19 protein-coding genes are annotated in these 23563 nt (G+C 52.9%); all 19 read right to left on the bottom strand.

The genetic code is table 11. From position 1 onward, the window contains the following. Positions 1-58 precede the first annotated feature (58 nt). Positions 59-2626, bottom strand: a complete 2568-nt coding sequence (gene glgP / locus H6507_03355; protein ID MCB9368134.1) for an alpha-glucan family phosphorylase — start codon at positions 2624-2626, stop codon at positions 59-61. Positions 2627-2712: 86 nt separating this feature from the next. Next, a complete protein-coding gene (locus tag H6507_03350) occupies positions 2713-6666 on the bottom strand; it encodes a S8 family serine peptidase (protein ID MCB9368133.1) in 3954 nt (1317 codons plus the stop codon). Positions 6667-6705: 39 nt separating this feature from the next. Then, entirely contained in the window at positions 6706-7032 is a 327-nt protein-coding gene (locus tag H6507_03345) for a Rieske (2Fe-2S) protein (GenBank protein MCB9368132.1), read from the bottom strand. After that, entirely contained in the window at positions 7029-8006 is a 978-nt protein-coding gene (ypdA, locus tag H6507_03340; GenBank protein ID MCB9368131.1) for a YpdA family putative bacillithiol disulfide reductase, read from the bottom strand. The genes H6507_03345 and ypdA overlap by 4 nt, the downstream gene beginning before the upstream one ends. A gap of 3 nt (positions 8007-8009) precedes the next feature. Beyond that, entirely contained in the window at positions 8010-8420 is a 411-nt protein-coding gene (locus H6507_03335) for a YjbQ family protein (GenBank protein ID MCB9368130.1), read from the bottom strand. Further along, positions 8417-9160, bottom strand: a complete 744-nt coding sequence (locus H6507_03330; GenBank protein ID MCB9368129.1) for a succinate dehydrogenase/fumarate reductase iron-sulfur subunit — start codon at positions 9158-9160, stop codon at positions 8417-8419. Before H6507_03330 ends, H6507_03335 begins: the two co-directional genes overlap by 4 nt. Position 9161: 1 nt before the next feature. Then, the gene (locus H6507_03325) at positions 9162-10970 is read right to left on the bottom strand and encodes a fumarate reductase/succinate dehydrogenase flavoprotein subunit (GenBank protein ID MCB9368128.1); all 1809 of its coding nucleotides are present in this window, start codon (positions 10968-10970) and stop codon (positions 9162-9164) included. Further along, complete coding sequence (locus tag H6507_03320) at positions 10970-11725, bottom strand: succinate dehydrogenase (GenBank protein ID MCB9368127.1); 756 nt, start codon at positions 11723-11725, stop codon at positions 10970-10972. The genes H6507_03325 and H6507_03320 overlap by 1 nt, the downstream gene beginning before the upstream one ends. A gap of 36 nt (positions 11726-11761) precedes the next feature. Then, positions 11762-12298 (bottom strand): macro domain-containing protein, encoded by a 537-nt coding sequence (locus tag H6507_03315; protein MCB9368126.1) that lies wholly within the window; start codon positions 12296-12298, stop codon positions 11762-11764. Positions 12299-12317: 19 nt separating this feature from the next. Next, on the bottom strand, positions 12318-12818 hold the full coding sequence (locus H6507_03310; protein ID MCB9368125.1) for an HIT domain-containing protein: 501 nt from the start codon (positions 12816-12818) through the stop codon (positions 12318-12320). A 6-nt stretch (positions 12819-12824) separates the two neighbouring features. After that, a complete protein-coding gene (locus H6507_03305) occupies positions 12825-14909 on the bottom strand; it encodes an elongation factor G (protein MCB9368124.1) in 2085 nt (694 codons plus the stop codon). Positions 14910-15046: 137 nt separating this feature from the next. Continuing rightward, on the bottom strand, positions 15047-16021 hold the full coding sequence (locus tag H6507_03300) for a glycosyltransferase family 2 protein (protein MCB9368123.1): 975 nt from the start codon (positions 16019-16021) through the stop codon (positions 15047-15049). A 64-nt stretch (positions 16022-16085) separates the two neighbouring features. Further along, the gene (locus H6507_03295) at positions 16086-16700 is read right to left on the bottom strand and encodes a hypothetical protein (GenBank protein MCB9368122.1); all 615 of its coding nucleotides are present in this window, start codon (positions 16698-16700) and stop codon (positions 16086-16088) included. Between the two features lie 4 nt (positions 16701-16704). Next, positions 16705-17001, bottom strand: a complete 297-nt coding sequence (locus H6507_03290) for a hypothetical protein (GenBank protein MCB9368121.1) — start codon at positions 16999-17001, stop codon at positions 16705-16707. Positions 17002-17204: 203 nt separating this feature from the next. Then, positions 17205-17774 carry an RNA polymerase sigma factor gene (locus H6507_03285; GenBank protein MCB9368120.1) on the bottom strand — a complete coding sequence of 190 codons (570 nt, stop codon included), beginning with the start codon at positions 17772-17774 and terminating at the stop codon, positions 17205-17207. A 43-nt stretch (positions 17775-17817) separates the two neighbouring features. Beyond that, positions 17818-18729, bottom strand: coding sequence for a PorV/PorQ family protein (locus H6507_03280; GenBank protein MCB9368119.1), 912 nt, complete (start codon positions 18727-18729; stop codon positions 17818-17820). A 14-nt stretch (positions 18730-18743) separates the two neighbouring features. Continuing rightward, a complete protein-coding gene (locus H6507_03275; GenBank protein ID MCB9368118.1) occupies positions 18744-19760 on the bottom strand; it encodes a hypothetical protein in 1017 nt (338 codons plus the stop codon). Next, positions 19735-22248: a primosomal protein N' gene (priA, locus tag H6507_03270; GenBank protein MCB9368117.1), complete on the bottom strand. Its 2514-nt coding sequence runs from the start codon at positions 22246-22248 to the stop codon at positions 19735-19737. The genes H6507_03275 and priA overlap by 26 nt, the downstream gene beginning before the upstream one ends. Next, on the bottom strand, positions 22245-23561 hold the full coding sequence (gene der / locus H6507_03265; protein ID MCB9368116.1) for a ribosome biogenesis GTPase Der: 1317 nt from the start codon (positions 23559-23561) through the stop codon (positions 22245-22247). The genes priA and der overlap by 4 nt, the downstream gene beginning before the upstream one ends. Positions 23562-23563: the final 2 nt, after the last annotated feature.

Below are 23563 nucleotides of genomic sequence, written 5' to 3'. Positions count from 1 at the left end.
GGGCATGAAAAAGGCGGACAAGAAATTGTCCGCCTTTTTTCGTTGCGTCATTGACGAATTAGTGTTGACCTGCGGCCCATCGGACTATTCCCATTCGCAATGGATTTCCAAGGAATGGGTGCGACGGAACTACGCGGATCGTGAAACCAAACATCCCGTTCTCAGGTGCCGTCCACGTGCCCGTATAGAGGTGCGTCGCGCCATTCTGTTTGTGTTCAAGTCTCGTGTAGCCTGAAAGTTCAAGATCATTCTTGCCAAGGTCCTCACCATAACACGCTTGTACTTCGACGTCTTCAGGTGTCAGTCCGCCCAACGTCACTTCCGCACTAACCTTGACGGGACTGCCAGGATGAAGATTGAATGCAGGCTCGGTATCAACTTTGACGATCTTGACTTCGTGCCAGTGACTTTCAATTTGACGCTTCCACCCTGCTAACTCGCGCGCACCGGCGGCATTGTCCCGCTCCATATGTCCGCAACGTTCGAGGGCCTTTGCGTAGTAGTCTTCCCAGTACTCCTTTACCATTCGTCGGGCCGCAAAGCGCGGTACAAGCCCGGAAATCGAGGCTTTTACTTTCTGCATCCACGCAAACGGAACACCGTCCGCTCCTCTGCGATAGTACAGCGGGACAATCTGATGTTCCAGTACATCGAACAACATACGGGCATCGCTCTCATCCTGTTGCGCGTCATTCCCGAATTGAAGTGCGCCGCCGATTGCCCAACCGTTTTCGGGCGTGTAAGCCTCGTCCCACCAACCGTCCAAGATTGAGAAGTTCAATCCACCATTCGCCAAAACCTTCATGCCGCTGGTTCCGCTCGCTTCAAGCGGACGGCGGGGATTGTTCATCCAAACGTCCACTCCCTGAACCAAATGTGCCGCGACGTTCATGTCGTAGTTCTCGAGGAACAACATCCGGTTTTCCACGTTGTTTTTCCGTGCGAACTCAATCAGCGCGGCAATCAGGTCCTTGCCCATGACATCTTGCGGGTGCGCCTTACCGGCGAAAATAAACTGGACCGGTCGGTCGGGATCACGCAACAAGGAAAGCAAGCGTTCCGGATGTGAAAGCAACAATGTCGCGCGTTTGTACGTCGCGAACCTCCTTGCAAACCCAATTGTAAGCACGTCCGGTGCGAGTATTTCTTCGAGTTCATCATTCAGAGGAATGAACCCGCTCACTCGTTGACGGTAAGCTGAAACTCGATTCCTCGCAAAATCGATCAATCTGAGCTTGCCGAGATTGTGCGTTTCCCAAATTTCCTTATCGGGAATGTCGGTTGCCTTTTGCCATTGGCGTTTGTCGTCGGGGCAATCGAGCCAATCCGTGTCGAAGTGCCTGTGATAGAGCTTCATCATGTCCGGTGAAATCCACGTGGCATGATGCACACCGTTGGTGACGAAGTCGATCGGCACTTCTTCGAAAGGCAAATTGGGCCAACTCTCCTGCCACATTCGCCGCGAGACGTCCGCATGCAGACGACTCACACCATTTGTATAATCAGCCGTTCGCAGAGCACAGATTGCCATATTGAATGGCTGCCCCGGAGTTCCCTGCCGGACACTGCCCAAGCCAAGAACTTCATCACGGGTGATTCCATAACGGTCGTAAATCTGTCCGAAATACTTGTCCATCAACTCTGTCGAGAACTCGTCGATTCCGGCCGGCACTGGAGTGTGCGTTGTAAACAGAGTTCCTGCTGAGACGAGCTGCATGGCTTCGTACCATGTCAGACCCTGGTCCGCCGCCGCGTGAATAATTCTGGCAATCTGCACAAAGGCGGAGTGCCCTTCGTTCATATGGCAGACAGACATCTTGATGCCGAGTTTGCGCAATAGTTCGATTCCGCCAAATCCAAGAACGATTTCCTGTTGGATTCTCGTTTCGCGATCACCGCCGTACAGAGTGTGCGTGATCGAACGGTCGCTGACAGTATTTTGCGGCAGGTCGGTATCCAAAACGTACAATGGAACTCTGCCTACGGTGACCAGCCATGCGCCAATCGTCAACTGTCGGTTGTGAAACGGAATTTGAATGGTCAGCCGTTCGCCCTTGTCATCCAAAACGGGTTGTATTGGCAAGACATTGAAATCATTTTTCGGATAAAGCTCCGTCTGCCTTCCGTTCGCATCCAACTGCTGCTGAAAATAACCTTGCCTGTAGGCCAAACCAATTCCCACGACCGGAAGACCGAGATCGGAAGCAGCCTTCAAATAGTCGCCACTGAGTACGCCAAGGCCTCCGCTGTACAAAGGCAAACACTCAGCCAGACCGTACTCCATTGAGAAGAAGACAATCCGCCCGTTTTGTCCCCCGCTATGCACCTTCGAGTACCAAGTCTCACCCCTTAAGTAGTTGTCTAACAACTCAACACAGTGTTTGTATTGTTCGACAAACTCGGGACTTTCCGACGCGCGCACCAGCTTGGATTCAGGAATATCCATCAAAAGCTTAACCGGATTGTGGTGCGAGGCATGCCAAATGTCCGGCTCAAGTTTGCGAAACAGAGCGTGAATCTCAGGCCGCCACGACCAGTAGTAGTTGTAGGCAAGCTCCGTCAAACGCGACAGCGAATCCGGAAGATTGGGCGTAAAGCGATAGCTGGAAATGGACGATAATTTCATACGTATTTATGAGTCTCCATGGGAATTTCGAGGTACACTCATTTCAAAGGGGCCAAACGGCCCCTTGAAAGAGAACGTTGTGTTGTTTAGCGAAGCAACATCATTTTTCGAATAAGCTGCTCTTGGCCTGTGTCAACGCGGTAAAAATAAACACCACTGCCGAGCCCTGCCGCGTCAAAATTCACGTGATGATGTCCTGCCGCCAACCGCGAATTCACGAGAGTTTGTACTCTGCGGCCCGTCACGTCGAACACATCCAACTTAACATTCGACTCAACCGGAAGGCCGAACGAAATCGTGGTGTTAGGATTAAAAGGATTCGGATAATTTTGGCTCACATAGAATTTATCCGGAACCAATGCATCGCGGTCGTCTGCCGATACGATTTCAGAAACGATGAACTGCACCAAGTTGGAGCTGTCGGAAACTCCGCCGTCGTAATTGGCAACAACCCAAAATCTGTACACGCCGATATTGGGCGGTGAATAAGTGGCAAACGTATCCGCAATTCCTGTGATCGGCGGACGCCCTCCAATCAGTACCGTATAGTTGCTCAAGGCGTCTAGACGCCGCGTGCCGCCTTCTCTATCCGCATCCGTCCATGTCGGCGCAGTCCAATGCAAGTTCACTGTATTCTGCGCACTGACGTATTCACCCTCCAAACTCTGCGGCGGATCCAGCCTATAGGACGTAATCTCCACATTGGCTTGCCCGTCGACAGGGATCGTGAATTGCTCGGACAACAAGTCTTCATATCCGTCGAACTCGAATCCAAGTCTGAACTGTCCGGCCGGCACATTTGTTATGCTGAATGTTCCGTCGGCCAGCGGAGAAAATGCCAGCGCGCCTAAACGCAGAGTCGCCGAAGAAACATCCGTGGCCGGAATCGTCGTGATTTGGCCGGTTAGGGTGCCCGTTCCGAGAATTGGTCCGGTCGTGTACCGAAGTGCCGTGCCGGCCGTGATCACGCCTTGATTCGGATCGGAACCGCCGTCAAAGTAGACCATCATGCCTTCACTGCCGTCGCCGTTTTCGATTCCTAACGTCGCGTCTTGGTCCTCTTCCGGACCGTCGTAGTCGAAACGCTGGTAGTGTATTTCGAATTCATTGTCGCCAGTGATGGTCGGTCGAACGCCCTGCGTGTATAGCACAAACTGTGCCGTTACTTTGTTGGTCAGGGGAGTAAACTGAGAAACCTCATAGTACTCTATTATGAAACGACCGTTTGCCTCGTCATAGTACTGCGCGATCTCTCCGCCTTCAGTGGTATTGTACGGGAACAAGTCGTCCCAGAAGACATAGACCGCATTGTTCGGCAAATCAGAGCTCGGAATAAACGTGTTCGTCCAAGGTTGCGCGCCTCCGCTTATTGTCCCGAAGGCAATCCAACCGTCGGCCGAGACCGTCAGTCCACCGACAACCTGACCGTAGTAACGCGCATTGAAGGGGAGAGCAACTTGAGTGGTCCAATCGTTTCCATTGCCCACCGGGCCGACCAGCGTACCGGGACCACCGGCAGCCGGCGCAATCGACGTGTATTCAAAGGTCGGTGCATAACCGGTGTCGGACGATTCATAACAGTAATAGCCGCCACCATCCGGACCGACCGGCGAAAAGCGAGTATCTTCGATCCTCAATGTTACTTCAATGGGGCCGCTGTTTGGAAGAGTAACCGTCTCCGAGCCTTGAAGCCCGTTTGACGACGCATGCAATATGTATGTTTCCGCGCGCGGCAGGTCTACGGTAAAATGACCTTCGGCATCGGCAGTGTCATTTTCGATTGTCGCATTGGGGAATTCGTAGGAAATGACCGCACCGGCTATCGGATCGCCAAGCTGCGTTTCCACGGTTCCGTTGATTGTAACGGTATTTGCCGCGTCCACAACCGCGAAATCTTGAGTCACATTTGCCTGATTTGCATCTATGCCGACTGTGATAGGAATATAGCCGAATGAACGGGCGCGAATCTGGTAAGTCGGACCGCGAGGCACAAAAATAGAGTAGCTGTTATCTTCGGCTGTAAGTGCAACTATTCCCTCGCCGACAACTTCAACAACACCCGGCAAATGGTTGTTCGGTTCGCCAACAACATTGATGTAACCGGAGATTTGCGACCACTGGTTAACCAGCGGGACACTCGACGCCAAGGCGAAAGTTTGCGAGTCACCCATGTTGACGTCGCCCGTCACACGGATGGTCCATGTGCCTGCGGCTGGGTTGAGTACGCGAACCTTTTCGCAGACATTTATGCTGTCGATACCCGGTTGAGCCGCTGAACTCGGAGATGAAGGATTCAGAGTCCAAGGAAGATGCTCTGAATCGTCCGGTGCGATCAATACCAAATCCAAGTCGTTGACCAAAGTTGGTATCACGTTGCCAAACGCGGGCACATCGGTCCAGGCGAGACTGATTTCAAGCGTCGTCGTATTCGCGGGAACCGTGAACTCACGTTCGTATACTTCGTCAATTGCAAGCTCACTTTGTAAAACACCGCCAGCCATTAGTTGATCAACGGCGCTTTGTGCATCAACAATGCCAAAACCGGTTTGATAATCCGGGCCGGTCGTGCCAATATCTCCGGCGGAATTGATAAAGAGAGCCTTTATTGTTTCCGGCAGAGGATCGGGCGCATTCGGGTATTGAGTGTGCCATTGTTCAAAGACCAAGCAGGCCACGCCTGCGGACGCAGGTGTGGCCATAGAAGTACCTGACATAACTTGATAGCCGCCGCCCGGTGCGCAAGAGTTGACATTCACTCCCGTAGCCACGACTTCGGGCTTGATGCGTCCATCGTCTGTCGGGCCAAAGGACGAGAACGACGCGATATTGTCGCTTGACGTTGTTGCGCCGATCGTCATGATGTTCTTGGCCGAGGCAGGAATGGACATGCATCGGTAGGATGAAATCCCGCAGTTTGTTCCGCCGCGCTCATTACCGGCGGCCCAGAACATCGTAAGAGGTCTGTCAACGGTATGCTTCACCATGCCGTCAAGAATACGAGACGTTAACTCGTAGTCACCGAACCAGGAACAGGGATAGCTATTCGGATCAACGTTCGCGCCCATTGAATTCGTCGTGAGTTCTATGCCGTAGGTCGTTCGCGCATAAATATAGTCTTCGCTTACGTCCGCTGGACTATTATAGAAACAAAACGGTGTGCATGCGTCGTATTCTCCAGAGACAATCGTGACACCGGGTGCCATTCCGCGATACGTTCCGGCGGAGGCAGATCCGTCTCCGCCGGCCGTGCCGGCAACGTGCGTAGGATGGTCGGCCACTGTTCCTGCTTCCATCGTCGAAATACGACCCGAAAAATCAGGGTGAGTGACGTCAACAAGTCCACCGTCATAAACGAGCAGTGTCACGCCGTCACCTGAAAGATTGTACGGTGCGGCCTGTACTTCATTGACGTGCAAACGAGTACGAACCGTCGAATTCAGATTCTCAAGAGGAGGCGACATTTCGTTGACAAACAAAACAACGTCAAGCGCCGCAATGTCCGATAGCTTGCCGGGGTCAATGGCAACTACCAGAGTATTTGTGGCATCGATGTGATCACCGACTTCGTATCCCGCTTTCTCAATAAGGTCTGCAGCGTCGTTCAAATTCACATCCGGAAAGATGTCGACGTTGAACATGCGTTTGCCGTCTTCATATACGCTCCAGTCACCAAAATCGCCTTCGAGGATGCGTGGATGGAGTTTGAATTCGGGTGAAAACGGAACTGCCGCACGAATACCAAGCGAGTTTAACTCGAGCGTGGAGAGGTTTCTGTCGATCGTTGCGGCATACGCGTTCTCCGGCAGATAGCCTAATAACTCGATGCCCGAACTCTCTATCCGTGTGCGTTCGGCTCGACTCAGAGGAGCGAAAAGCTGCAGAACGAAATGTGCACCCGCAGGCAGGTTCTCAATACGGTATTCGTATGCCGCAGGAGTAAATTTTCCATTCTGAAAGTAGATACCATAGTCGGCAAGAACCGACGATGCACCAAACAGCAGGAGTGCAATTGCTGCGAAAGTTGTGCTGCGCTGTTTCATGCTATCCTCCAATAAATTGGGTTGTCAGGACCCTGTTGCTCATATTTCATCCGGCCACGAGACCGAAATCCAAACTTCATTGTTCTCGATCTTGACGTCGCGGGGCGTCGTGTCATAGCCTTCGCGAGTCAAACACTTTCCGGTACAGATATCATATCTCCAATCGTGCATGAAGCACGTGACTACCGCGCCGCTAATCTTCCCGGCAGCCAGGTTTGCGCGCATATGCCGGCACGACGCATCCAACCCGTAAAGTTTGTCCGCAACGTTAAAAACCGCGTAAGGTTTACCGAGAATCGTTATGCTCTGTGCGGTACCGTTCTTGAGCGATTCCAGTTTGCAAACACGAAACCAGCGTTCGCTCATGTCCGACTCAAAAAGTGTTCGACGATCTTGGCGCCGTGTGTGCGGCTGTTTTCAATAAATACACGCGATGTTTCACGGCCCGCGATGACCACGCCCGCGACATAGAGCCCCTGAACATTGGTCTCCAGTGTCTCGGCATTGTGCACGGGCAATTCTGCTTTGCCTTCGAACTTCAGGCCAAGTGAGCGCAGCCATGAGAAATTCGGGTTGTATCCCGTTAGAAGCAGGACGGCGTCAGCAGGAACTTCTAAGACGCCGCTTTCACTTTCAATCTTTACCGCATTCGCGGTAATCTCTGTCACTCGTGAATTGAACAGCGCTCGAATGGAGCCTTCGCGGATTCTGTTGTCAAGATCAGGCTTTATCCAATATTTCACTGAGGGTGAAACTGAGTCCTTACGGTGAACAAGCGTGACTCGCGCGCTGGCCCGGTGAAGCTCCAGAGCAGCTTCCGCCGCCGAGTTCTTGCCACCCACGATCACAACTTCCTGTCCAACATAAGGATGCGGAGACTTGTAGTAATGCGAGACGTGGGGAAAGTCTTCGCCCGGGATACTTAGCTTGTTCGGTTGGTCGTAAGAACCGGTCGCCAACACAACCGCGCCGGCCGCGAAATCTCCTGCCGTTGTGCCAATGATGAAACGACCGTCCTTACTCGCGATTGACTTCACCTCACAGTAAGTTTGAACCGGGAGATCATTTGAAGTTACAATTCGAGTAAAGTAATCCAACACTTCACGACGTGATGGCTTGGCTCCCTCGGCAAACATGGGAATACCGGGAAACTCAAGCAATTCAGCCGTCGAGAAGAATGTCATGCGTTCCGGGAAGTTGTAGATGGTATTGCACAAACTTCCGCGATCAATCATCAGGGCATCCACTCCACGCCGCTTTGCTTCCAAGGCAACGCCGATTCCCGCCGGCCCGCTGCCGACTATGACTAACGGCCAATCTCGTTTATCGATCCGTGGCAACCGCTATTCACCCATCACTTTCACAACAACGCGTTTGCGGCGCTGGCCGTCAAATTCGGCATAGTAGACTTGCTGCCAGGGCCCCAAGTCAAGTTTGCCCTTCGTAATCGGCAAAATGACTTGATGATGAAGCACCAAGTTTTTCAAATGCGCGCTTCCATTGTCCTCGCCGGTGCGGTGATGACGGTAGTCTTTGTCAGGCGCCAGCCCGCGCAGCCACTCCTTGATGTCTTCAATCAAACCATCTTCCGCGTCATTCACGTAAACGGCTGCCGTAATGTGCATCGCCGAGACGAGAACCATCCCCTCCTGCACGCCGGACTTACGAACGGCATCCTCGACTTTGTCGGTAATCAAAACGAATTCTTCACGCTTAGACGTTTGAAACGTGAGGTAGTCCGTCAGAAACTTCATTTCCCACCCAAGACTCTAAACAACATCTGAATCGGATCGTAGTAGCGGTCCGCCACGCGCTCCTTTAGGGGGATGAGAGCGTTGTCTGTGATGTGGATGTGTTCGGGACAAACTTCCGTGCAGCATTTCGTGATATTGCAGAAGCCGACACCACCTTCGTTCTTAATAAACGGTATGCGGTCCTCGACGTCGAGCGGGTGCATTTCGAGAGACGCCAACCTGGCCATAAAACGCGGGCCCGTGAATTCTTCGTGTTTCCCGTGATTTCGCAAAGCGTGACAAACGTCCTGACAGAGGAAACACTCGATGCACTTTCGGAATTCCTGCACGCGGTCTACTTCGTATTGGTACATGCGCTGCTTGCCGTCGGCATCTTTGGGCCGCGGCTTGAACGGCGCGATTTTCTTGTTCACGGAATAGTTCCATGACACGTCCGTCACCAAGTCCCGGACATGCGGAAATGTCTTGAGCGGTTCAACTGTAATCGGTTTTTCCGTGTCCAACGTGTCCATGCGCGTCATGCACATCAAACTTGGCTTGCCGTTTACCTCAGCGCTGCAAGAACCGCACTTTCCCGCTTTGCAATTCCAACGGCAAGCAAGGTCCGGAGCTTGTGTCTGCTGAATGCGGTGAATCACGTCCAGCACGACCATTCCGTCGTCAATATGCACGAAGTAGTCGTGGAGCTGGCCCTGGTCGTTGTCGCCGCGAAATACCTGCATTTTAACTGTACGCGACATCCTATGCCTCCTCCACGTATTGCTTCAATTCATCAGACACAACCGGCAACGGGTTGGCACGCAATACCATCTTTCCGTTGTCGTTAAGAAGAACATGGTTGATTTTCGAAAAGTTCTTGTCATAATTCGGGAAGTCGATGCGCGAATGCCCGCCTCGACTTTCCTTACGTTCGAGCGCCGCCATCGCAATGGCGCGTGACACGACAACCATGTTGCGAAGATCCATGGCGAGATTCCAACCGGGATTGTAGGCCCGTGCACCGTCAACTGAAACGTTGTTCGCCCGCTGTTCGAACTTGTCAAGTTCTCCAAGCGCGTGCTTCAGTTCGGCCTCTTCGCGAATGATACCGACATTGTGCTGCATCATGTCTTGGAGCTCGCGGTGCAGTTCGTATGGGTTCTCTCCCTCTTTGCGTTCGAAGAAAGCGAGATTTTCCTCAATTGCCTTGTCGATTTCCGCTTCGGAAGGAGTTCCGAACTGTTCTTTTTTCGCGTATTCTGTCGCACCCCACCCTGCTCTTCGTCCAAAGACCAAGAGGTCAGAGAGTGAATTGCCTCCGAGACGGTTTGCACCGTGAAGTCCGGCAGCAACTTCACCGGCCGCGAAAAGTCCGGGGACCGTTGTCATGGCGGTCTCAGCTTCAACGCGCACTCCGCCCATCATATAATGACAAGTCGGGCCGACTTCCATGGGCTCCTTCGTGATGTCCACATTTGCAAGCTGTTTGAACTGATGGTACATCGACGGCAGTTTGCGCTGAATATCCGACGCGCTTCTGCGAGTTGCAATGTCCAAGAATGCTCCGCCGTGAGGGCTGCCGCGGCCGGCTTGCACCTCGGCGCGAATCGCACGTGCCACCACGTCGCGAGTCAACAGCTCAGGCGGACGTCTAACCGTGGCAAGTTTTCCCGCAGCGACTTCAGCTACCCACTGGTTGGCTTCTTGTTCGGTTGCCGCGACGTCGTTCTTAAATGCCTCTGGAATATTGTCAAACATGAAGCGCCGGCCCTCCTTGTTCAGAAGAACCCCGCCTTCGCCGCGCACACCTTCCGTTACCAAAGTTCCACGTACGGACAGCGGCCAGACCATTCCCGTGGGATGGAATTGCACGAACTCCATGTCCATTAACTCCGCGCCGAGTCTCCATGCGAGAGCTTGACCGTCGCCGCTATACTCCCATGAATTCGACGTAATGGCAAATGATTTCCCACCGCCGCCGGTTGCAAGGACGATTGATTTCGCCTTAAACAGATGAAACTCACCTGTAACTCGGGAATAAGCCAATGCCGCACAGGCTTTGCCGTTTGCCTTGAACAGATGAGTTATCGTCGTTTCCATGAAAATTTCCACGTTCTTCATGTGAACGACTTTATCTTGCAGCGTGCGGATCATCTCCAAACCCGTGCGGTCACCGACGTGCGCCAAGCGGGGATAAGTATGACCGCCGAAATTTCGCTGGTTAATCAACCCATCTGGAGTGCGATCGAATACTGCCCCCCAGTCTTCCAATTCTTGAATTCTTTCCGGCGCTTCTTTCGCGTGAAGTTCGGCCATGCGATAGAAATTAAGTTGCTTCCCGCCCTTCATGGTGTCGCGGAAGTGCGTGCTCCATGAATCGCGATCGTCGGTATTACGCATCGCAGCCGCTGCGCCGCCTTCGGCCATGACGGTATGAGCTTTGCCAAGCAGTGACTTCATGACCACTGCGGTCTTTGAACCCAGCGCACCGGATTCTATTGCAGCTCTCAGGCCCGCGCCGCCCGCTCCAACGACCAAAACGTCAAATTCGTGCTTCGTATAATTTGCCATTAGAAGAACCTCACATCGTGCCAGATTCCCATGGCGCACATGCGCACGTACACGTCAGCGAATCCTACCGTGAACAAGCTGCACCAGAAATAAACGTTGTGCAAATCGTTCAGTTTCGACACTCCTGTCCAAGCCTTGTGACGAACCACTCCGGCCGCGGCGCAAGAATAGCAATCGATCTTGCCGCCCACTAAATGCCGCAGCGAGTGACAGCTAAACACATACAATGTCAGAAAAATCGTATCGGCAGCCACAACGATATTGCCCAACCCCATTCCCCAACCGTCAGAGAATCTGAACGCGTCAAAGAAATGAATCCAATGGAAGATCACGAGGATCGTCACCAGATAAAGGAAATAGCGATGAAGGTTGTTTAGAATCCAGGGAAGCGCGCGTTCACCTTTGTACTCACGCTTTCCTTTGCCGACCGCGCAGGCCGTCGGCGACATCGTTACCGAACGATAATACGCTTTGCGACCGTAGTAGCAGGTCAAGCGAAATCCCGCGGGTACCCAGAGAATGAGCAGTGCGGGTGACCATGTGAACCCCGGAATGAACTTTGTCAGGTCCGGAGAGAAAAATGGCGAGATATACGGGCCGAACCTGCTGAACTCAACAGGTTGGAACGCGGCCCAGCTTGCGTACGCAATGAATACGATAAACGTCGAGGCCATGGCCAGCGGCACGACCCACCAAGCATCTTGGCGGCGTGTCGCAAGGAAAGGCTCTCGAGTTCCGGGAACTGGATAGGCCATAGGAAATTTCAGTGAAAATAGATTAGAAGTGTAGTATCAGGAGGGATTGTCGTCGAGTCTGATTTTCTCAATCTCGGAGCAAAATACTTTGTTTACATAGTCAGTCGGCACAACGATCACGATGCGGCCGGGGAACTTCGCCTTGCGAAGATGATCCATGGAAATCTCGACGGTCGCGCGGGCAACCGCTGCGGTCGCGCATTCACCCGGTTCAATCAACATCGCCGGGATTGCCACGGAACGCATCGAGTTATGATATGCCAACAAAAGCGCGTTCTTTAGGCCGGACTCAAGTGTTTCGAGCACCGGACGTTTGGGCAAAGACAGAAGCGAAACATGGAGTAACCGTTCACAGCCAAGCGTCCCACCGTCAGTAGCACACACCTGCCCCAACGCCATGTTGTCGAAACTTGAAAGCTCCTTCTGAATCGTCGGACCACCGCGTTGAAACACACCCGCGGCAAGCTGCCCAGCCGGTCTTAGGTCATGGTGCACGGGAACCACAAATGCTTGTGTCGCAAGTTCCCATATGTCGCCGACAAACGTGTCGATCTCACCAAAGCCCCATTTCATTGTAGTGACAGGGATTCGTTCAGGACCGGAGCCGTTCCATCGACTTCTTCAAACGAGCAAAGCTCTCGGGGAGACTCTCCGAGAGCACTTTGGTTTCACCCACGGAGGACATAAAATTCGAGTCTCCGTTCCACCGGGGGACAATATGGTAGTGCAGATGATCAACGATTCCGGCTCCGGCAGCACGGCCGATGTTCATTCCAATATTGAAACCGTGAGGAGTAAAACACTCCTGCAACGCTTTACGGGCAATTTCAAGTTCGTTTCCCATTTCCGCGTGTTCCACGGCGGACAGCGAACCGAAATCACCCGTGTGCCGCAAGGGAATGATCATCAAATGGCCGCTATTGTACGGAAACAGGTTCATCACCGTAAAGCAATGATCTGCCCGGTTCAGAATCAGATTCTTTCGATCCTCCGATTCTTCAAGCATGCGGCAAAATACACACCCTTCCGGCTGTTCCTGCTTAACCGTTTCCAATATGTAGCTCATCCGCCATGGTGCCCAAAGGCGATCCACCGGAATTTAGTCCTCTTCTTGTTCTTCAACAAACTCAGCGACGATCTTCTCCTGCAATTCAGGCGGCAGGACTTCGTAATGCGAGAATGCCTGCGAGTGCATGCCCCGTCCTTGAGTCATCGAGCGAAGCGTCGTCGAGTAGCGATACAGCTCTTTCTGCGGAACCTTGGCTTTGATCACTTGATAGCGACCCTCGCCTTCCATCCCTTGAATCTTGCCGCGACGGCTGGACAAGTCGCCCATGACATCGCCCATGAATTCTTCTGGAACACGTACGACCAAGTCGTAAATTGGTTCAAGCATAAGCGGCTTGCACTTCTTAAACGCTTCCTTGAACCCATTGCGGCCGGCGATCTTAAATGCGAGTTCAGACGAATCAACGTCGTGGTATTTGCCGTCGAACACAGTTACTTTTACGTCGACGACCGGATACCCCGCGATCACGCCGCGGATCATCGTCTCTTGGATTCCCTTGTCAATCGCAGGAATGAACTTGCCGGGAATCGCGCCGCCGACGATCGCATCGACGAATTCGTAGCCTTCGCCGCGAGGCTTGGCTTCCATGCGCAGGTTGCAGACGCCAAATTGCCCGCGACCACCTGATTGCTTCTTGTGTTTACCTTCAGCTTCGGCGGATCCGCGAATCGTTTCGCGATACGCCACTCGCGGTTCGATCAAATCCGCTTCAACGTGGAATCGATCCTGTAGGCGAGAGAGAATGCTTGTCAACTGTAAATCGCCGTGACCGCGAATAATCAACTGACCAAGCTCCGGCATCTGTTCAAGCTCGAAACTTGGATCCTCAACATTCAATTGATGAAGACCCGAAGCAACCTTGTCTTCTTCCCCCTTGATTTTGGGAACAACGGCCATTTCCAAAACAGGTGACGGGAATTCGATGCGCGGAAGCCTGTAGCCTTTGGATTTGTCAGACAGAGTATCGCTGGTATGGGTGGCTTTCAGCTTTACCATCGCACCAAGATCTCCGGCCACGAGCTTAGGCGTAGACTCACGCGATTTACCGTCGACATGGAACAACTGGCCAATCTTCTCGAGTTGGCCTGAATGCGTATTCAGGACTTCGCCGCCCTGCTCGAGCTTGCCTGAGAAGACCCGCACATAGCACAGATCTCCGACGTGGGGCTCAGTCACCGTCTTGTAAACAAAAGCACACGTCGGTTCGGCCTCGTCTTCATGAAGCTCCACTGAGGTTCCGTCCGCAAGTTCCGCGGTAATCGACGTTCTGTCATGCGGATTGGGGCCTTCTTTGATCAAAAAGTCCAGCAACCTGCTGACGCCAATATTGGTCGTTCCGGATCCCGCCAGCACCGGAATCAGTTTGCCTGTAGCGAAGCCTTTTTTCAGTCCTTTGATGAATTGTTCGTCAGACAACTCGCCTTTCTCAAAAAATATCTCGATAAGCTCATCGTCCGATTCGGCTGCAACTTCCATGAGTTTAGCGCGGAATTCAAGTGCCTTTTCTTTGGCCGCGCCTTCAAGAGGTACTTCTTCGCACTTGCCGGAACCATCACGAGAATACTTAAAAGCCTTCATCGTAAGTCCGCTGGCGATTGTATCGAAATCCGGGCCCGGATTCACCGGGAAATGCACCGGCTGAACTTTCTTGCCAAAGTCTTCTTCCAGATGTTCAATGATTTCGTCCCACTTCGTATGCTCCTTGTCCAACTTGGTCACAAAGAACATGCGAGGCAGTCCAAATTTCTCGCCCGCCTCGTAGGCGATTGTATGACCCATGTCATGCCCTGACGTGCCGTCCACGGGAAGCAGAGCAATATCCACCGCGCGCAGCGCGGAAACCATGTCCCCCGAAAAATCTGCAAATCCCGGAGCGTCGACTAAGTTGAAAAAATGTCCATCGAATTCACCCTGCATCAGACTGACTTGCATGGACATCTGCCGTTCTGTCTCATCTTTGGTATAATCTGACACGGTCGTACCGGCTTCAATACTGCCGAGGCGATGGATGACGCCCATGTTGAGCAGCATGGCTTCAGCAAGCATAGTCTTGCCGCAATGACCGTGTCCAAATAATCCAACGTTGCGAATTTTCTCCGTGCTGACTTGTGCCACTGGGGCCTCCAATCCTAACAAACTAAAGTTAAGTTATTAAATAACATAGGCTCCCTATAAGGAGCCTGCTAAGAAAATACGGTATCCCTGCAAAATAGTCAAGCGAACCGCAGTTTTTTCGGTACTTGCGATGAAGCTTATGAGGCCGTCGCTTCCGCCCGGACGAGCTGGTCCGCTGCTGCCGTCAGTTCATTGGCGCGCGCACGGAAGGCGGTAGAGCGGTTTCGTGAAAAAAGTGCTCGAAGGCGTGCCCCACAGGCCCGCGACCTTAGGAGGATATTCGCCATCCGAAGAAATGCGCGGTGTTCGGCTCGCGAGCCGTGTTTTTCGAAGAGAATAGACAGTCCGGACAGACGCCAAGACAGCACAGGTTCAGAAGGCAGCCGATTGGTTCTATACCCCGTCGAAAGTGCATCAGAATGCAGGATCTGAGCATCGGGAACAAAGACAATCTTCCAGCCAGCTTTCTGAATTCTCTGACACAAGTCAACTTCTTCGTGATAAACAAAAAATCGAGGGTCCATCCCTCCAACTTCTCGAAAAACCACTGACCGAATCAGCATCGCTCCCCCGCTCACGGCCGGGACCGTCGAGTACTTCCCCTGATAACTCTCCCGCCGCCGAAGCAGCCTCCGTCTTAGACTATTCGGCAATACAAGCGATTTTACCTCCGGCAACAGGTTCAGAAACTCTTTGGTGAGGCTTGGCGGAGCAAGTACCGACTGCTGGGAGTCACCGCTAAATGAAGTCAATTGTGCTCCGGCCACTGCAATCTTGCGATCGCTCTCAACGGTCTCAACCAATCTCGCAAGCGCACCTTTTGCTATCCACGTGTCCGGGTTAAGCAAGAGAACATAGTCTCCGGTGGCCTGCGCAACTATCTTGTTGACACCTTGCGCGAATCCTACATTTTCCGAATTGGCAATCACCTTGACTTCTGGAAACTCACCCCTGAGCATCGCGACAGAACCGTCAGACGAGGCGTTGTCTAGCACAATCACATCAAATTGCGCTTCGTCGCTGACACGCCGGAGGCTCATCAAGCAATCGCGTAACGCATTGCAAGTGTCAAAACTGACGATGGAAATCGTTACGGTAGGGGAGTTATTCATGAGCCCAATATAGTATTCGAAAGGCAGATAGGCAACAAAAAAGGCCGCTTAGCGGCCCTTTCGACTATCTGGTTCGTCGACGGCGGTCATCAGATCGCATTCGCTCCCGACGCTCCTCTGGCGCACCGCGCTCGTCCATGAACTGCCTAATCCGGCGAGGAAGTTCGTCCAATAGGATTGAACACCTCGAAACTTGTTGTGGTGACAGAAAGTCAGCAAGGTCAGTAAGCAAGGTTTCACGTTTGTCGAGAATCTCTGTTTGAAGAGCGTTGGATCGGGTGATCAGCGCCTTAATATCTTCTTCGGGCTCAATATCAGAGCCTTTCTCCGGTGATTCAGAAAGTTGACTGCCGGCAAAGTAGCGGTTCGATCTTTCCGTCGAGTTCGTCTCACTCTTTTTGACGGTCGACGGTTGATCATTGGCGCGTGAAATCTCGTCTATGCGATGACGAGTTTCTGCCAAATCCCGCTGCAATTGCTCCGTCTCCGACCGAAACTGCCGCAGGCGCGGGTAGAACTTTTCCGCTTCCTCAGGAGACAGCTCAAGCTCGTCGGCGAACTTCCCGATAATGACTGTTTCCACGCGCTCGCGGCGCTGCTCGGGAGTCATATCCCGGCGTTGTCCGAAGGCAGAAAGTGTCACGCCCAGTGCTAATACTATGTAGAAAAGTGTTCGCATGTTCTTAGAAAAACTCAGTCTCCTCCAGTTCGTTCAAGACCAAGTCAAGGTCTTGCTCATCGAGCTCAAGCAGCTCGCTCGTGCTGACGCTTGCAATCAGGACGTCGTCCTCATCATCTTCGGCTGTGAAATCAGCATCCACCCCAAGATAATCAGCAAGGTCAGTTGGATCTGCTTCGTCATAGGCAAATTCATCGACTGATTCGTCGATTGAAGTACTCTGGTCGGCAAGTTGCACCCCGGTCATTTGGGCGGGAATCCAGATTCCTACTAGCAACACGACCGCTAATCCGAATGCCATACTTACTTTTCGAGAAGTTAGCCAAATCCCCGTTGATTGGCGACTTAACCTGCTTCGCAAAGACACAAGAAACTCCGCATCGCTCCTTTGCGGAACGCCCCATAACAAATCCTCACTTAAAAGCTCTCGATTTGATTGATGGTGTAAATCGTGCGTGTTCATGGTTCTATCTTCGCTTAAAATAGCTTCGGCGTTGCGGATTCTTACTCATCTTCTCCCCGAACATATCCGCCCAGTTCTCTTTGCAGTTTCTTGATGGCCTGATGATAGTTTGCTTTGATCGTACCAACATCCCGATCCATGATCTCCGCGATTTCCGCATGTGGCAGTTCGCGAAAATACCTCAATATAAAAACTGCGCGCTGCTTGTCGGGCAACTTGGCAATCGCGTGTCGGGCCTTTCCCAAAAACTCAGCTTGTTCCGCAGGCATGTCGGCAGTCTCAACTGCCGGAAGAACCAGTTCATCGTTGTCTAGCCTGAGGAAAGAGCGAACCTTGCGCGACCGAAGTCTGTTCAGACATAGATTCACACAAATCCGGTAGAGCCACGTGTAAAAAGAAGACTCAGCCCGGAAACTCCCCAGACTTTCATACGCCTTTATGAAAGAGTCCTGACATACGTCATCCGCATCATCAGAGTTTCCAAGCAACCCAACAGCGGTATGATAAAGAGCCTGACGGTGCCGAAGCACGAGTTGGTTAAATGCCTCTTCTCGACCGGACTGTGCGGCTTCAACAAGTTGGCGATCGTCTCGCTCGTCCGGTCTTTGCACTTCTATCAGTTGGACACCAAAAGTGCCCAGAGGTTTATTCTACTTAAAGTTCTGTTCCTATTGAAAATCGATTAAGAAAACCGATTTCACCATGAGATGTAAGTGCATAGTCGAAGGCAAGCCGTTTAGCCCTTAGCCCCAAACCAGCAGAAAATCCTGCAAAAGCATCGGAAGAAAGGCCCGTTCGTTGATCAATACCGATGGTCGAGTAGCCCAATCTGCCGATGAACTGTCGCGTGAAGCCAATTTCAAGACCTCCCCGCCCTTCCGGGCCTTCATCCGTCACGTAAGCCCCCGCAACACTGAACTTTACGGGAAGATGCTCAAGTGGAACAGAAAATCCCAACTCGTAAGATGTGGGCAGAGCGTCCTTTTCACTCAAAAAAGCGCTCGTAGCTACCCCGAAAGATCGAATCGCGGCTCCAACTGTCCAGTCGTTAAAACCTGTTTCATACTGAAGGCCAACATCACCGGCAATAGCCGTAGCAGCGATTCCGTCGATGTCCCGATACTGGTACTTCAGGACAGCTCCGATCCGAAGTTCGGGCCTGACGGATTGGGAAATAGCTCCTCGAAGCTGGAAATCTGACGCTCCAAACTCCCCGCTTTTGAACCCGTTCTCATCTGCCCGGTCAAACGAACCATAATTCAAATAGTCGATTCCGGCAGCCCAAACGATGTGGTTCTTTGCGGGACGGGCATAGGCTAACGTCCCTTGGTTGATATCCAAGACGTGCTTCGTGAAACCGGCAACTCCAGTTGCATGGGTGATAGCTGCCAGTCCGGCCGGATTGGTCTGAAGGGATGATAGGTCGCCCCAGTGGGCTATTGAGCTGCCGGCCAATCCGGAAGACCGAGCAAATCCGTCCGTCCTAAAAAGTTCGTATCCAGTGGTGCCGCTGGCGGCAAACACACAAGAGGTGCTTAGAATCAGGGCGAACAGGGTTTTTCTCACGAATAACTCCACAATTAGTTTCCGGGGACAGGGCGATCGTGCGGCGGGCCATTTTCGTCGTCATCGTTTTGGCGGTTGCGCACGATACTGTAATTCACTGTATAGGGTACCTCACCGGCTGGCGAGGAGGTGTCGACGTGCAGTTGTTCCCGGCGCCATTTGTCAAGTGTCCTGCGACGCCGAAGATAGGCGAAAGTTCCGGCCGATAATACCAGAATAACAAACAAAAGGGATATCCACAACTCTCCGTCAGACCAAATCGAGCCTCCGTAATGCTCCCGTAGATCGGCAAAGTGCTCGCGCTCGAATTGCCCGAGAGGCATGCCAAACAGGGTCGGGAAAGCCTTATCAATATCCCGCCCCTCCCGCAGCTCGTGAATGAGGTTGGCAATTCCCGAATCTCCGTAACGAGCCCAGAGGTCTTGCACCGCCGCAAGCGACTGAGCGTAGCCTTGTCGTGCGTCGCTGGTATTCATGGCCAAGAGACCCTGAATATCCCAAAAGCTCATCAAGCGGCCCGATGCGGCCGCCCGGGCCAAGACGTGGACGTCCATGAATTCCTGTTGACCGGCCATGAACTGCGCCACGCCCTCGTCTAACCACCGCGGAATTCCACCTTCGGCACCGGTATCCAACAAGAGGTGCGTCATTTCATGCGCGGCAGTCTCGGCAAGCGGGCCGCCATTCATGTTGAAGCGCGGAGATTTCAGAACCGCGACTCCATGTCCGGGATAGGCAACTCCATTCGCCCACAGTGGACTTCCGCTTGTGACTCGAAACCACTCGTCGGCAGATGGCGTGATCACGAAGCGCATGGTCTGGGGAACGGATAAGTGGAGGCGCGACGAGATGACCGGCAATCTCTGGAAAAGGTCTCGAGAAAGGGGGTCTACAAGACTTGAATCCTCGGGACAGTAAGTAATCGCAATCTTGCCGTAGTCGCGGGTCAGATAATCCGACTCGCGCGACGATTGCGCCCAAACAGCGGCGCAAATCAGGAGAATGCTAAGCAGTATTCGCAGGATCAACATCTACTTCCCATTGCACTCGGCGAAGCTCATCCGAGTTTCCATGCTCTTCAAACAGATTGCGGACACTCCCCCGCAGGACAGCACCCGTGGGGTCACTGGTCTTTGCCGTGCGCACCAGCAGTTGATAGCGAATTCGATTGCGAATCTTTACGACTGCGCAAGGCGACGGGCCGAGCAACTCAATGTACTTTTTGTTTTCGAGAATTCTCTTGCAATACAGCATTGCGCGAGCAACGTCAGACTCATCCTGTCCGATTGCACGCAGCATGACAACCCGGCTAAAGGGAGGAAATCCACCGCGCTTTCGATGCTCAAGTTCTTCGCGCGCAAAATCCAGCCACTGCCCATGCGTTGCCGCGAAGATTGCCGGATGTTCGTGAGAGCGTGTCTGCAAAATTACTTTTCCCGTTGACGACGCTCGCCCGGCACGTCCGCTGAGTTGCAGCAGCAGACTTGCTCCGCGCTCTCCGGCCCGAAAATCAGGATAAAAGAGCTCAGTGTCCGCGTCGGCCACGACAGCAAGTTCAACATCCGGAAAGTCGAGCCCCTTTGCTACCATCTGCGTTCCCACAAGCAAATCGTATTCCTTGCGGGCAAAAGACATCATCAATTCGCCATGCGCTCCCATTTTGGCCATGGCGTCCGAATCCATCCGGGCAATCCGCGCATCAGGAAATTTCTCCGCAAGCTCCTCTGCGACTCTTTGTGTTCCGCTGCCGCAGAGATGAAGGTCATCAGACCCGCACGACGGGCAAAGATCAGGCGCGTCATCCCGGTGGTGGCAGTAGTGACATCGGAGAATTCTGCCGGGCCGGTGAAAGGTCAACGAGACCGAACAGTTGGGACACTCGAACAGCTTGCCGCAATGGCGACAGATTAGAAAAGGCGCAAAGCCGCGACGATTCTGCAGAACAATCGCTTGCTTTCCGCGCAACAGTATCTCTGAGATTGCGTCGTATGTCCGCCCGGACAAGACATGCGGATATGCGACCCGGGTTTCAGCCTTTTCTTCGCCTTGTTCGTCCTCGAGATTTTCTTCAAGGTCCGTCGGCAAAACCAACTCGACCGCAGGCAGCGAAGCACCCGTTGCGCGTTCGGGAAGCGAGAGCAAGGCCAATCGATTTTGCTCTACGGCAAACAAACTCTCGAGCGACGGCGTTGCGCTTCCTAAGACCGCCACGGCTCCGCACTGTGCGGCGCGGAATACGCCTGCGTCTCGAGCGGAATACCGTGGTATGCCCTCGGTTTGTTTGTAAGACGAATCATGTTCTTCGTCAACAACGACGAGACCGAGGTTTGCGAGTGGCGCAAAAACGGCCGAGCGCGCGCCGATCACGACTTTGTATTCCCCGCGGGCAATGCTCCGCCAAATGTCATAACGAACACTCATTGGCTGGCCGCTGTGCTGAATGGCAACGAGGTCGCCAAACACGGAGCGGAACCGCCCCCACAACACCGGAGTCAAAGATATCTCCGGAACGAGCACCAAGGCAGTGCGTCCGACTGATAATGCTTGTTTAATCGCCTCGATATAGACGCGCGTTTTTCCTGACCCCGTTACTCCGTGCAGAAGAAAACCCGTGTATTTTTTTTCATCGAGCGACGCAGAAATGGCAGCGACAGCAAGCGCCTGATGTACGGTCAACGGCAAGTCGGGTTCTTCCGCCAACTGCGGAAGTTCGTCCGGCTTCCACCGAGACAGAACCTCTCTGCGCTCGTGAACAAATCCCTTGACAACGAGTTCTTCGAGAGCTTGGCGGCGCTGCTTGCTTGCTCCGCGCATGAAATGCCGGCGCGGCACGCCGTCGGCCGGTCCGTCGTACAGTTCCCGTACAATTCTCTGCGCGCTGCGGGTCGACACAAATGTCCACAGACTTTCGTCGGCAAGTCCGTCCCGGGCCTGAACTGTGAGTTCCAGAATATTCTCGACTAATTCGCCTGTACGCGGACCGCGCAGAAATGGCTTATATTCTATCTGTCCGCTTTGTTTCAGTCGCTTTATTTCAGAGCCGTCCGGATCGATTCCAAATCGCGTTTTGATTTGACGCGCGCTTAGGGGACTTTCTTCAAGGGCGTCCAAAAGCTCGGCGACTTCTCGCGAATAGCCTTCCGTTCCCAGATCGAGCTGCTCCGAGTATTTGTCCGTTAGACTGAATCTGAATTGGTCTTCGGCATCCAAGCCTGCCGGCAAGGCCGCCCGCAGCGCATCACCCCACGTACAAAGATAGTAATCGGAGATCCACTTCGTGAAATCGAGCAACTCTTCGGAAAATGCAGGTGAGTCATCAAGCAGCTGCTCAATGGAGCGAGTTGCCTCAGGCACTGCGAGCTCATTCACGGCAACGACAAAGCCCGTTACACGGCGAGATCGAAAAGGCACCAAGACGCGTGTGCCGCGCAGGACTGTTGAAGACAATTCGCGCGGCACAAGATAGGAAAACTGGCCCTCGACTCCCGGGATGACAACTTGAGCCGAAGCGGCTTTCACGTTTTTTTGCCTCTGAAGAACAATCTAATCGGCACGCCTTGAAAACCGTATTGCTCGCGGATGCGACGCTCAAGAAACAGTTGGTAGTTCTCAGGAATCAACTTCGCCCATCGTGAGAATAGAATAAACGTCGGCGGATCCGCATCGGCCTGAGTGATGTACGAAAGCCGCAAGTCGTGCCCTTTCACGGCAGGTGGCGGCTGGCGCTCCATAAGTTGTTCGAGAAAGCGATTCAACTCTCCGGTCGATATTCTCTTTTGACGCTCCTCGTAGACCCTGAAAGCAACTTCAAGCACTTTGTGCACGCGCTGCTTGTCTTTTGCGGAAATAAACAGCTTTTCGATAAAGCTGATATTTGAAAGTCGCTCGTCGATTTCCTCTGCGATCAACCCCGCCGTGCGCTCGTCCTTTTCCACTAAGTCCCATTTGTTCAAACAGAGGACGATTCCCTTTCCGTATGTCACCGCCTCTTGAATGATCTTGACATCCTGAGACAATAGCCCTTCTTGCGCTTCCACAAGGATTACGGCGACGTCGCATTCCTTAAGTGCTTTTTGGGTGCGAACCGTCGTGTAAAACTCGAGCGCCTCTTTTACTTTGGTCTTACGGCGCAGTCCAGCTGTGTCAACAAGTGTCAAAGGCTGTTTGTAGTATCTCACTACGCTGTCAATGGAATCCCGAGTTGTACCTGCGATGTCCGTGACCATATGCCGTTCCTCCCCGAGCAGTGCATTGACCAATGAGGATTTTCCGACATTGGGTCTTCCCAACACTGCTACGAGTGGGCGGGGCCTCTCAACGGTTTTATTGCCAGTCTCAGGCAACGCATCCCTGATCTTCTCGAGCAGATCTCCAAAACCATAGCCCTGTACCGCGCTTAATGGGTGCGGATCGCCGAGTCCCAATTTGTAGAACTCAGGGATTTCGGCTTCAATATTGAAATTGTCCGCTTTGTTAATGGCAAGCAAAACCGGATGTTTGGACCGTTTCAGCATCTGCGCGATTTCAAGATCGATGTCGGTCAGTCCGGTTTGCGCATCCGCCACAAACAGGATCACGTCGCACTCTTCAAGAGCAAATGTAACCTGCTCACGAATAGCAACGTCAAACAGCTCTTCAGAGCGCGGCACCCATCCGCCGGTATCCATAATCAGGAACTCACTGCCTTCAAACTCCACCGAGCCGACATGTCGGTCGCGTGTCACGCCCGGCTCGGGAGCCGTGATGGCGCGATTTGTTCGTGTCATGCGATTAAAAATCGTCGACTTTCCGACGTTGGGTCTACCGACAATTGCTACAACAGGAAAACTCACGC

This window comes from Calditrichota bacterium (genome assembly GCA_020637445.1).
Taxonomy (GTDB): domain Bacteria; phylum Electryoneota; class RPQS01; order RPQS01; family RPQS01; genus JABWCQ01.
The sequence above is the reverse complement of the archived record's forward strand: the minus strand, read 5'-3'. Positions and strand labels throughout refer to the sequence as shown.